This is a genomic window from Phenylobacterium conjunctum (assembly GCF_042679085.1).
GTDB classification, from domain to species: domain Bacteria; phylum Pseudomonadota; class Alphaproteobacteria; order Caulobacterales; family Caulobacteraceae; genus Phenylobacterium; species Phenylobacterium conjunctum.
This window is the reverse complement of the sequence record NZ_JBHTLQ010000008.1, coordinates 89,439-99,350: the sequence shown is the minus strand read 5'-3', so window position 1 is coordinate 99,350 and position 9,912 is coordinate 89,439. Positions and strand designations below refer to the sequence as shown.

Sequence of the window (9,912 nt, the reverse complement as noted above, 5' to 3'; positions counted from 1 at the left end):
GGCCGATACTCGAAGTCAAAGGGTCCTGCTCTTTCTTGCGCGCGGCGATTAAGCCACCGCTGCGCCGTACAGTCGGCCGTAGAGGGCCCTGAGCATGCCCGCGGTCGCGCCCCAGATGAAGCGGTTCTCGTGGGTCATCGCATAGAAGCGGCGTGTCTCGCCGTCGGGGCCTTGGCGCTCATGCTCCTCGTGATTGGAAGGGTCCATCAGGAAGCCGAACGGTGTCTCAAAGATGTCCGCCACCTCGTCCGGATTGGGCCTCAGGTCGAAGCCCTCGCGGATGAAGCCCACCACCGGGGTGATCAGGTAGCCGGTGCCGGTCTGGTAGGGCGAGGACAGGCCGCCCAGGGTCACATAGTCCGGCTCCAGCCCGACCTCCTCCTGGGCCTCGCGCAGGGCGGCGACCCAGGGCGTCTCGCCCGGATCAAGCCGGCCGCCGGGAAAGGCCACCTGGCCGGCATGCTTGCGCAAGGTGTCCACCCGCTTGGTCAGCAGCACCGAATAGCCGTGCTCCCGCTCGATCAGGCCGACCAGCACCGCGGCCGGCGTCAGGGTCTGGGGCGCGGGCGGTCGCCAAGCAGGCGACAGGTCGAAGTCCGAGGCGCCCACCACCGGCTCGCGGGCTTCCAAGGGGTCGAGATGGCCGATGATCCAGTCGCGCAGGTCGGCCGACGGCGCGCTCCGCGCCGGGCTCACAGGACGTGCAGGCCGGGCGGCCCCAGCGGGAACCAGGCGCCGTTGGACTCGATCCCCAGCTCCGGCCCCTCAGGCCCCTGGCGCTCTTCAGCCATTTCCACCAGCTCATAGAAGACCGGTCGGGTGATCAGGGCCTCGAGGCCCCGGCGGACGTGCAGATAGGGCCGCGGCTCGCCGCTGTCAGCGTCCATCTCGACCCGGATGCCGGTCTCGGGCCCGGCTTCGACCTCGTCGCCGACATTGGTCAGGAACTTCAGCGCCGCGCCCTCGCGGTCAACGCGGGTGGCGACAAAGGGGGCGTCCTCGACCCGGATCTTCATCTTCTCCACCGGGGTGACCAGGTGGAAGCCGTCCGGATCCTTGCGCAGCACGGTGGAGAAGAGGCGCACCAACGCCTCGCGACCGATCGGGGTCCCCTCGTGGAACCAGACCCCGTCCTTGCGGATAAAGATGTCGATGTCGCCGCAGTGGGCGGGATTCCACAGGTGCACAGGCGGCAGGCCCCGCCCGGGAGCCTGCGTCTTGGCCGCGGCGATCACGCCATCGAGGCCGGTCTTGGTGTCGGTGTCCGCCATGGCCCCAAGTTAGGGCGCGTCCGCCCCGACCTCAACCTGTCCTAAGGGACTAGGCCTCGACCAACCCCGCCAGCGCCTGCGCAGCACCGCGCGCCAGGATCCGGCGCTGATCCACCGGCCCCGGCATGCGCACCGCCGCCGTCATATCGGCGGAGAAGCCGAAGCGCTGGAAATAGGGTGGATCGCCCACGAGCAGGACGATGGGCAAGCCCGCCGCCTCGCAGGCCTGGCAGGCGCGCTCGACCAGCAATCCGCCGGTCCCATGCTTGCGCTGGTCGGCCTCGACCGCCAGGGGGCCGAGGAAGATCAGGGCGACGCCGCCCACATGCGCCTTCCACATCCGCACCGAGCCCACCAGCCGCTCGCCGTCCCAGGCGCAGAAGGACAGGTCGGGCCGGAACTCGGCGACCTCGCGCACCCGCTCAGACGACTTGGCGAAGCGGCCGGGACCAAAAGCGTGATCCAGCAGCGCCTCGATGGCCGCGTCGTCTTCGGGCTGTTCGGAAACGATCTTCGGCGCCTGGGCGGCGGTCTGGGAAGCGATCATGCGGGGGATACTCTGGCGGGAAACTGCGACGATCCCGTCACCACGAGCGGGTGGCGGGGCGGAGGATCAGGCGGCGCGGCAGGCGCGCCCGGTTCGTCGCAGTCGTCGCATTGACGTGAAACCCGGCAGAGAAAGTCCGGTTTCGCCATAGGGCCGGGGGGCCACGGCGTCAATCACGGCGTCAACCGGTCATCCAGCGCCGGGGCCAGTTCACCCCCAGCGCCCGCACCTCGCCAGGCTTCAGACCCAGGGTTTTCATCCGCGCCGCGGTCAGCTCCGCGAGCATCTCCACCGGCTCCTGGCCCTTGTAGGGACTGGAGGCGATGCGGCCGACGTCCTGGGCCGCATCCACCGCCGTCCACTCGGCCTTGGCGCGGTCCTCGATCCCCAGTGCGAAATAACACCGCACGGGCGCCGGCTCCCCCGACAGCTCCACCAGAACTCCGATCACATACCCGGTCACGCGCGTCTCCCTGCCCTACCCCGCATAGGTGGGGTCGGACGGCGCGTCATGTGAAAACGCCCCAACGCCATTGCCCCCGCGGCAGGCGCGGGCCAAGTTGCGCGCCCCATGACCGACGCCGCGCCCGAGCCCGATCCGCCCTCCACAGTCTCCGCGCTTCTGAAGCGGCGGGACTTCATGACCTTCTGGACCTCGCGGGTCTCCTCAACCCTTGGCGTCCAGATCCAGAGCGTGGCCCTGGGGTGGCAGATGTACGCCGTGGCCCGCGAGACCATGAGCGTCGCCCAGTCGGCCTTCTATGTGGGCATGATCGGCCTGGCGGCCTTCATCCCGGTCTTCCTGCTCGCCCTGCCGGCGGGAGAGACCGCCGACCGGCACAATCGCAAGGTCGTCCTCGTCCTCTGCTACCTGGGTGAGATCACAACGGCGGTGATCCTGGCCTGCGCGGCCATCTTCGATTTCGCCTCGATCCCGCTGCTGCTGGTGCTGTCGGCCGCCTTCGGGACCAGCCGGGCCTTCATGGGGCCGGCCTCGACCGCCATGGGGCCGATGCTGGTGCCCAAGTCCCTGCTGCCGCGCGCCATCGCCTGGAACTCGCTGGCCTGGCAGGGCGCATCCATCATCGGGCCGGCTATGGGCGGGATCCTGGTCTCGCACTCGGTGGGCCTGTCCTACAGCGTGACCGTCGTCCTCTATGTGGTCGCCGCGCTCTGCATCCTGAGCATCCGCACCAATGTCCGTCCCCAGGTCCAGCCCGGGTCCCGCTGGGACCTGATGAAGGAGGGCCTCAGCTACGTCTGGACCAACAAGATCGTGTTCGGCGCCATTTCGCTCGACCTCTTCGCGGTCCTGCTGGGCGGGGCCACCGCCCTGCTGCCGGTCTTCGCGCGCGACGTCCTGCATGCGGGACCAGAGGGCTTCGGTATCCTGCGCGCCGGGCCGGCTATCGGCGCGACCATCGTGGCCACCATCCTGGCCGGCTATCCGATCCGCCGCCACGCCGGCCTGTTCATGTTCGCCGGCGTCGCGGTGTTCGGCCTGGCGACCATTGTCTTCGGCTTGTCCAAGTGGCTGCCCCTATCGGTGGCGGCCCTGGCTGTTCTGGGCGGCGCCGACATGCTCAGCGTTTTCGTGCGCCAGACCCTGGTCCAGATCGTTACGCCGGACCAGATGCGCGGCCGGGTGGCCGCCGTGTCATCCCTGTTCATCGGCGCCTCCAACGAGCTCGGCGAGTTCGAGAGCGGCGTCGTGGCCCGGTTCCTGGGGCCCGTCGGCGCCGCGGTGTTCGGCGGTGTCGGCGCGTTGATCGTCACCGGAGTGTGGGCCAGACTGTTCCCAGCCTTGCGCACCGCCGACCGGCTCGAATAAATCCGGCGGCATAATTCGATTTTTTTAGGGAGATGATTTGATGGGTGCTTTGACGGGTAAGGTCGTCCTGGTTACGGGCGGCGGGAACGGGATCGGGCGCGATTGCGCGCTGATCGCAGCGGCCGAAGGCGCGAAGGTCGTGGTCAACGACCTGGGCGGCGGCCTCAAGGGCGAAGACGAGGGCTCCCAGGGCCCGGCCGAGAAGGTCGTCCAGGAAATCCGCGCCGCCGGCGGCGAGGCGGTCTCGAACTCCGACAGCGTCACCAACTACAAGGCCGTCCAGGGCATGGTCGAACAGGCCATGGACACCTTCGGCGGCCTGCATGCGGTCATCAACCCGGCCGGCATCCTGCGTGACGTCATGTTCCACAAGATGAGCGAAGACGACTGGGATCGCGTGATCGACGTGCACATGCGCGGCTCGTTCAACGTCGCCCGGGCCACCATCGAGCTGTTCCGCGAACAGAACGACGGCGCCTACATGTTCTTCACCTCGACCTCGGGCCTTCTGGGCAACATCGGCCAGGCCAACTACGGCGCGGCCAAGATGGGCATCGCCGGTCTGTCGCGGATCATCGCCATGGAAGGCGCCCGCAACAATATCCGCTCCAACTGCCTGGCCCCGGTGGCCTGGACCCGGATGACCCAGTCGGTGCCGATCAAGGACGAAGCCCAGGCCGCGCGCCGCGCGGTGATGGCCGAGAAGATCCGCGCCGACCAACCGGCCCGCTTCTCCGTGGCCATGGTCTCCCCGGCGGCGGCCAACGTCTCCGGCCAGATCTTCGGCGCCTCGGGCGAGAACATCATCCTCTACTCCCAGCCGCGGGCCATCGAGACCGTGACCAAGGAAGAGGGCTGGACCGTCGACACCATCCTGTCGGAAGCGATCCCGAAGATGGCCCCGAAGTTCTTCGACGTGCAGCGCCCGGCCCCCGCGCCGGCGCCGGCGAAGTCCTGATCGCACAGCTCCCTCTCCCTGCGTGCGGGGAGAGGGAACGCTCCTCTCTCTGGCTCCGGTCAGTGGCCCCGAACTTGCTTGTTAGGGTTAAGCTGTTCGGAGCTTGCCCATGTCCATGTCGATTTCCGGCTTCGCGCCCGCCGCCCAGGCCAGCTCATCCCTGGGCCTCGGCGCCAACCTCTCCCCCACCACCAGCCAGTCGCCCGCCGACAAGGCCAAGGCCGCCGCAGAGGCGCGTAAGGCCGCCCAGCAGCAGATGCTGGACGAGGTGAAGAAGAAGGGGATCTACGCCTGGGCCCAGGAGCAGAAGTGGGAGAAGCTGAAGGAGAAGATCCGCGCCCAGATCATGTCCGAGCGGGGCCTCACCGAGGACAGCCTGTCCGGCATGAACGCCACTGACCGCCAGAGCGCGGAAGCTTCGATCCAGGAAGAAATCACCCGGCGCATCCAGGAAGCCATGCGTTCCGAATTCGAAACCAAGGCCCGCCAGGGCGCCCAGGACGGCAAGGCCGCCGCCCCGGCGATCATCGACATCTCGGTCTAAAGTTCCTCCCCTTCTGGGGACGCAAAACTAAAGCCGATGCCGCAGCTCCCACGCCTCGCGGGTCATCTCCCAGTACAACGACCGCCGCACCGTGCCATCCGGCCGCACCACCTCGCGCTCGCCCATCGAGACGAACCCCGCCGCCTCGATCACCTTGGCGGAGCGGACATTGTCCAGCGCCGCGGTCAGGCCGATCAGTCGGACGCCCAGCACCTCGAACATCCAGCCGAAGGACCGCGCCGCGCCAGGGCCGCCCTGGCCGCGGCCCTGCAGGTCCGCACGCGTCGCCCCGGCGATCTCGGCCGAAGACCGGTCAGGCCAAACGCTGAACTTGGAATAGCCCGCGACCTCGCCCTGCGGATCGAGGCTGAGGATCAGCACCCCCTCCCCAGCCGCCTGCTGCCGGGCGCATTCGGCGATCCAGATGGCGACGTTCGCCTCGGTGATCGGCCGGGGCAGGTCATAGATCGGCCCTGACACCGCCGGGTCTTCCAACAGCCTCGTCAGCCCCGGCGCATGCTGCGCCCCCGCGATCACCCGGCCCTCGCCCAGCGTAAGTGGATCGACGGTGCGGACCGCCTCGCGGATCGCGGCCTCTTCCTGCGGGCTGGCGGTCAGGACCGTCTTGGGCGGCGCGCTCATGATGTGGCCAGGGCCTCCAGGGGGGCGTCGGTCAGCCGCCGGACAGTCCATTCGGTCTGCGCGCCCGCGCCCAGGCTGTCATAGAAGGCGATAGCCGGCGCATTCCAGTTCAGCACCGACCATTCCAGCCGCGCCAGGCCTTCCTCGCGGCACCGCTGGGCGAGGCGCCGAAGCAGGGCCTTGCCGGCGCCCAGGCTGCGGGCTTCCGGCCGCACGAACAGGTCTTCCAGATAGATCCCGTGTCGGCCGCGGAAGGTGGAGTAGTTGTAGAACCAGACGGCGAAGCCCACTGGTGTCCCGTCCGCCTCGGCGATGTCGCAGAACAGGCGCGGGCTTGCCCCGAACAGGTGGCCGGCCACGTCGGCCTGCGTCGCCTCGACCTCGTGGGCGAGCTTTTCGTACTCCGCCAGGTCCAGGATGAACTGGTGGATAAGCGGGGCGTCGGCGGGGACGGCGGGTCGTACGGTCACGGTCATGCGGCTATTGTCGGGGTCGCTGCACGGGAGCGCAACAATGGCTGTCTCGCCGGACTTCCTGGACATGGTGCTGGAGCTGATGGAGCCCCTGGGCGGGGTGACCCACCAGAAGATGTTCGGCGGGGTCGGCCTGCGCCGCCACGGCCTGTTCTTCGCCCTGATCGCTGAGGACGCCCTCTACATGAAGGTCGACGCCGAGAGCCGCGCCGACTTCGAGGCCGCCGGTTGCGAGCCCTTCATGCCCTTCGGCGGCGACAAGCCGATGAGCTACTGGTCCGTCCCCCTCGACGCCCTGGAAGACCCCTCGGTGCTGGCGGAATGGGCCGCCAAGGGCCAGGACGCCGCCCTGCGCGCGCAGGCGAAGGGGAAGAAGAGGAAAGCCTAGTTCCTTTCCGCTGGGGACCGTTGCGAAACGCCTCCCCTCCAGATCGTCATGGCCGGGCTCGTCCCGGCCACCCATACGCGCGTGAAGTTCAGATCAGGGTATGGTGGGTCCGCCTCACCCTATCCGCCGCCACGGAGTTCATGGGTGGCCGGGACAAGCCCGGCCATGACGGCGCAGATTGGGTCCCACCGCATTTTGCGCAGCTCCCCCAGAGGGGGAGCAACTAAGCGCCTAGACCCCCACTGTCTCCTCGGACACCGCCCACAGGCGGTCAGCGGCTTCGGGATCGAGGGCGTGGGGCATGACGCCGACCATGGGATTGGCCTTGTCGAAGGGCGGGGCCTGGCCGCAGTTCTCCAGATAGAGCCCGCCGACACCTTCCAGCTCGGGACCGACCGCAGCCCAGACGCTGGTCGAGGCGCCCTGGCTGGGGGTCTTGAAGCCGGCGCGGACATTGCCGTCGGCGTCCATCCAGCCCATGGCGACCATCTCTTCCTGCGGCAGGTGGCGCTGCAGAGGGGTCATGATCCCGCCGGGCATCACCGCATTGGCCGTCACGCCCAGGTCGGCGAACCGGCGGTGGAAGCCGACGGCGAACAGCGCGTTGGCGGTCTTGGCCTGGCCGTAGGCTTCCCACTTGTCGTAGGCGCGCTCGCGGTAGTGGATGTCGTCAAAGTTCACGCCGGACCGGCGGTGGCCGATGGAGGACAGGGAGACGACGCGGGCCGTGCGCCCTTCCTCCTCGCCGTTCATCAGCGCCCGCGCCAGGCCCACGCCCAGCAGGAAGTGGCCGAAGTGGTTGGTGCCGACCTGCATCTCCAGCCCGTCGGTGGTGTAGGCCAGCGGACAGGCCATGACCCCGGCGTTGTTGACCAGGATGTTCAGCGGCTGGTCGCCCCAGGCGGTGACGAAGGCCGCCACCGAAGCCAGGTCCGACAGGTCCAGCTTGCCGACGATCACCCGGTCGTCGCCGATGGAGGCGTTGATATCGGCGGCGGCGGCCTCGCCGGCTTCCAGGTTGCGCACGGCCAGCATGACATCGGCGCCGGCCAGGGCGAGCGCCCGGGCGGTCTCGATCCCGATGCCCGTGGCGGCGCCGGTGACGATGGCGGTGCGGCCGCCGAGGTCGATATCGGCGACCACGTCCTTGGCGTCAGTGAAAGCCCCGTAGGGCGAGCTGATCAGGACCATCTTCACTTCACCTTGGAAAAGTCAGGCGCGCGCTTCTCGTTGAAGGCGGCGAAGGCCTCGCGGGCCTCGGCGGATTTCAGCTGGGCGCCGAAGTGGACGCCCTCCTCGGCCATGCGGGCGGCGATCCCTTCCGGATCCCGCATCAGGGCCTTGGTGATAGCCACGGCGGCCGGCGGGCGCTTGGCGACCGCCTCGGCGGCGGCGCGGGCGCGGGCGCGCAGCTGGTCCTTCGGCACCACTTCGTTGGCGATGCCCCAGGCCACCGCCTTCTGGGCGTCGACGGCCTCGCCCAGCACGAACATCGCAAAGGCGCGGGCGTGGCCGATACGGCTCGGCAGGGTGATCGACGAGGCGGCCTCCGGCACCAGGGCCAGGTTGACGAAGGGCGTGGTCAGCAGCGCGTCCTCGGCCACATAGACCAGGTCGCAATGCAGCAGCATGGTGGTGCCGACGCCCACGGCGCGGCCGTTCACCGCCGCCACCAGCGGGGTCTTGGCGATGGCCAGGGCCGCCAGCAGCGGGTTGCCCTCGCGCCGGGCGTCCGCCGCGGCGGCGTCGCCCGCATTGACCGCGGCGAAGTCGGCCAGGTCGTTGCCGGCGGTGAACATGTCGCCCTCGCCCTGGATCAGGACGCAGCGCACTTCGGGATTGGCGTCGGCCGCCAGGATGCCGTCGGCCATGGCCTGGTACATGGCCCGGGTGATGGCGTTCTTCTTCTCCGGCCGGTCCATGGTCAGCGTGAGCACGCCGTTGGAGATCTCGGTCTTGATGTAGTCGGTCACGGCGTCCTCCCTTGGAACTTACGCCGTAAGCTTAAGCCCTCGCCTGGTACCAGTCGACGCCGTTCTCATCGGTGGTCCGCATCGCCAGCCCGCGGCTCAGCAGACAGTTGAGGTGCGCCAGGCTCTCGCCCGTGGCCATGCCCAGCACGTACTGGTCGATCTTGCGGCGGAACAGGACGCCAAACACGTCCACCGCCCGCTTGGGCTCGGCGATCAGCTTCTGAAGCCGGGCAAGGCCCCGCTCGTGCCCGCCGATCAGGTGATCGATGCGGGCGTGCAGGCCATGGAAGGGGTCATTGTGCGCCGGCAGCACCAGCACGTCGTCCGGCACGCGGGTCTTGATGTGAGCCAGAGAGGTCAGCCAGTCGGTCAGCGGATCGCCCGCCGGCTCGGTCGGGAACACCGAGACATTGGACGAGATCTTCGGCAGCACCTGGTCGCCGGAGATCATGACTTTCAGATCCGGGCAATAGAGGCAGCCATGCTCCGGCGAATGGCCCGAGCCCACCACGATCTCCCAGTCGTGGTCGCCGATCCGGATCCGGTCGCCATCCTCCAGCCGGTGGAAGCTGTCCGGCAGGGCGTGCAGCCCCTTACCGAAACCGCCGAACCGGGCGCGGTAGTCCTCCAGCTGGTCGTCGTTCCAGCCGGCGGACTTGTAGAAGTCGAGGGCGTCCTGCGGCGCCTCGCGGCCGGTGTCCGCGGCCAGACTGCGGCACATCAGGAACTCCAGGCGGGTGATCCATAGCCGGCACTGGAACTTGCGGGTCAGCCAGCCGGCCATGCCGATGTGGTCGGGGTGCATGTGGGTGACAAAGACGCGGGTCACGGTCTTGCCCGCCAGGGGACCGGCGAAAGCCTTGCGCCAGGCCTGCTGGGTGGCCGAGCCGCCCATGCCGGTGTCGACTATGGCGATCCCGTCGCCGTCGTCGATGGCCCAGACATTGATGTAGGCCAGCGACCCGCCGAGCGGCATCCGCAGCCACTTCACACCCGGGGCGACCTCCAGCGCTTCGCCGGAGCCCGGACCCTGCTCGAAGGGGTAGCGCAGCCGCGTGCGTCCCGGCTCCTGGGCGGCCTCTTCGAACCCGTCGCGCATGTTCTTCTCCCTCCCGCCGGGTCTTTCGCCCGGAAACCGAACAATGTTCGCCACCTAGCCCTGCGGAAGCCAACCCGCAGTCCGTGTTTCGCGCCTCAGTTCAGCCCTCGTTCACGGCGAACTTGACCCATAGGGCATGCGGGCGCTTATGTCCGCGCGAAGGAACCATCCAGGAGAGTTTTCCAC

13 protein-coding genes are annotated in these 9,912 nt (G+C 68.7%); 4 read left to right on the top strand and 9 right to left on the bottom strand.

The window, feature by feature from the left end; all coding sequences use genetic code 11:
* Positions 1-48 precede the first annotated feature (48 nt).
* From ACFQ27_RS05550 to ACFQ27_RS05535, 4 genes are all read right to left on the bottom strand, one after another.
* Entirely contained in the window at positions 49-696 is a 648-nt protein-coding gene (locus tag ACFQ27_RS05550) for a CoA pyrophosphatase (RefSeq protein WP_374342615.1), read from the bottom strand.
* A complete protein-coding gene (locus ACFQ27_RS05545; protein ID WP_377352908.1) occupies positions 693-1,271 on the bottom strand; it encodes a DUF1285 domain-containing protein in 579 nt (192 codons plus the stop codon). Before ACFQ27_RS05545 ends, ACFQ27_RS05550 begins: the two co-directional genes overlap by 4 nt.
* Positions 1,272-1,320: 49 nt before the next feature.
* Positions 1,321-1,818, bottom strand: coding sequence for a GNAT family N-acetyltransferase (locus tag ACFQ27_RS05540; RefSeq protein ID WP_377352907.1), 498 nt, complete (start codon positions 1,816-1,818; stop codon positions 1,321-1,323).
* A gap of 181 nt (positions 1,819-1,999) precedes the next feature.
* A complete protein-coding gene (locus ACFQ27_RS05535) occupies positions 2,000-2,281 on the bottom strand; it encodes a hypothetical protein (RefSeq protein ID WP_377352906.1) in 282 nt (93 codons plus the stop codon).
* Positions 2,282-2,389: 108 nt separating this feature from the next.
* Between ACFQ27_RS05535 and ACFQ27_RS05530 the strand changes: the two genes are divergently transcribed.
* From ACFQ27_RS05530 to ACFQ27_RS05520, 3 genes are all read left to right on the top strand, one after another.
* The gene (locus ACFQ27_RS05530) at positions 2,390-3,649 is read left to right on the top strand and encodes an MFS transporter (RefSeq protein ID WP_377352905.1); all 1,260 of its coding nucleotides are present in this window, start codon (positions 2,390-2,392) and stop codon (positions 3,647-3,649) included.
* Positions 3,650-3,689: 40 nt separating this feature from the next.
* Positions 3,690-4,607, top strand: coding sequence for an SDR family NAD(P)-dependent oxidoreductase (locus ACFQ27_RS05525; protein WP_374342625.1), 918 nt, complete (start codon positions 3,690-3,692; stop codon positions 4,605-4,607).
* A 109-nt stretch (positions 4,608-4,716) separates the two neighbouring features.
* A complete protein-coding gene (locus tag ACFQ27_RS05520) occupies positions 4,717-5,151 on the top strand; it encodes a hypothetical protein (RefSeq protein ID WP_374342627.1) in 435 nt (144 codons plus the stop codon).
* A 27-nt stretch (positions 5,152-5,178) separates the two neighbouring features.
* Here the strand turns inward: ACFQ27_RS05520 and ACFQ27_RS05515 are convergent, their stop codons facing one another.
* Both ACFQ27_RS05515 and ACFQ27_RS05510 read right to left on the bottom strand, forming a co-directional pair.
* Positions 5,179-5,793 (bottom strand): GNAT family N-acetyltransferase, encoded by a 615-nt coding sequence (locus ACFQ27_RS05515; RefSeq protein ID WP_374342629.1) that lies wholly within the window; start codon positions 5,791-5,793, stop codon positions 5,179-5,181.
* A complete protein-coding gene (locus ACFQ27_RS05510) occupies positions 5,790-6,269 on the bottom strand; it encodes a GNAT family N-acetyltransferase (RefSeq protein ID WP_377352904.1) in 480 nt (159 codons plus the stop codon). The genes ACFQ27_RS05515 and ACFQ27_RS05510 overlap by 4 nt, the downstream gene beginning before the upstream one ends.
* A 37-nt stretch (positions 6,270-6,306) precedes the next feature.
* On the opposite strand from ACFQ27_RS05510, the gene ACFQ27_RS05505 reads away from it, so the two are divergent.
* Entirely contained in the window at positions 6,307-6,654 is a 348-nt protein-coding gene (locus tag ACFQ27_RS05505; protein WP_374342633.1) for a TfoX/Sxy family protein, read from the top strand.
* Positions 6,655-6,885: 231 nt separating this feature from the next.
* Here the strand turns inward: ACFQ27_RS05505 and ACFQ27_RS05500 are convergent, their stop codons facing one another.
* Genes ACFQ27_RS05500 through ACFQ27_RS05490 form a run of 3 tightly spaced genes read right to left on the bottom strand, consistent with a single transcriptional unit; the run spans position 6,886 to position 9,726 of the window.
* Positions 6,886-7,845, bottom strand: a complete 960-nt coding sequence (locus ACFQ27_RS05500; protein WP_377352903.1) for an oxidoreductase — start codon at positions 7,843-7,845, stop codon at positions 6,886-6,888.
* A gap of 2 nt (positions 7,846-7,847) precedes the next feature.
* Positions 7,848-8,627 (bottom strand): enoyl-CoA hydratase-related protein, encoded by a 780-nt coding sequence (locus ACFQ27_RS05495; RefSeq protein WP_374342637.1) that lies wholly within the window; start codon positions 8,625-8,627, stop codon positions 7,848-7,850.
* A gap of 31 nt (positions 8,628-8,658) precedes the next feature.
* Positions 8,659-9,726, bottom strand: a complete 1,068-nt coding sequence (locus tag ACFQ27_RS05490; RefSeq protein WP_374342639.1) for an MBL fold metallo-hydrolase — start codon at positions 9,724-9,726, stop codon at positions 8,659-8,661.
* Positions 9,727-9,912 lie beyond the last annotated feature (186 nt).

Excerpts from the sequence above, each read along its gene's own strand:
- ACFQ27_RS05510 (WP_377352904.1), bottom strand. The coding sequence starts at position 6,269 with ATGACCGTGACCGTACGACCCGCCGTCCCCGCCGACGCCCCGCTTATC.
- ACFQ27_RS05500 (WP_377352903.1), bottom strand. The coding sequence starts at position 7,845 with ATGGTCCTGATCAGCTCGCCCTACGGGGCTTTCACTGACGCCAAGGAC.
- ACFQ27_RS05540 (WP_377352907.1), bottom strand. The coding sequence starts at position 1,818 with ATGATCGCTTCCCAGACCGCCGCCCAGGCGCCGAAGATCGTTTCCGAA.
- ACFQ27_RS05490 (WP_374342639.1), bottom strand. The coding sequence starts at position 9,726 with ATGCGCGACGGGTTCGAAGAGGCCGCCCAGGAGCCGGGACGCACGCGG.
- ACFQ27_RS05515 (WP_374342629.1), bottom strand. The coding sequence starts at position 5,793 with ATGAGCGCGCCGCCCAAGACGGTCCTGACCGCCAGCCCGCAGGAAGAG.
- ACFQ27_RS05545 (WP_377352908.1), bottom strand. The coding sequence starts at position 1,271 with ATGGCGGACACCGACACCAAGACCGGCCTCGATGGCGTGATCGCCGCG.
- ACFQ27_RS05530 (WP_377352905.1), top strand. The coding sequence starts at position 2,390 with ATGACCGACGCCGCGCCCGAGCCCGATCCGCCCTCCACAGTCTCCGCG.
- ACFQ27_RS05505 (WP_374342633.1), top strand. The coding sequence starts at position 6,307 with ATGGCTGTCTCGCCGGACTTCCTGGACATGGTGCTGGAGCTGATGGAG.
- ACFQ27_RS05525 (WP_374342625.1), top strand. The coding sequence starts at position 3,690 with ATGGGTGCTTTGACGGGTAAGGTCGTCCTGGTTACGGGCGGCGGGAAC.
- ACFQ27_RS05520 (WP_374342627.1), top strand. The coding sequence starts at position 4,717 with ATGTCCATGTCGATTTCCGGCTTCGCGCCCGCCGCCCAGGCCAGCTCA.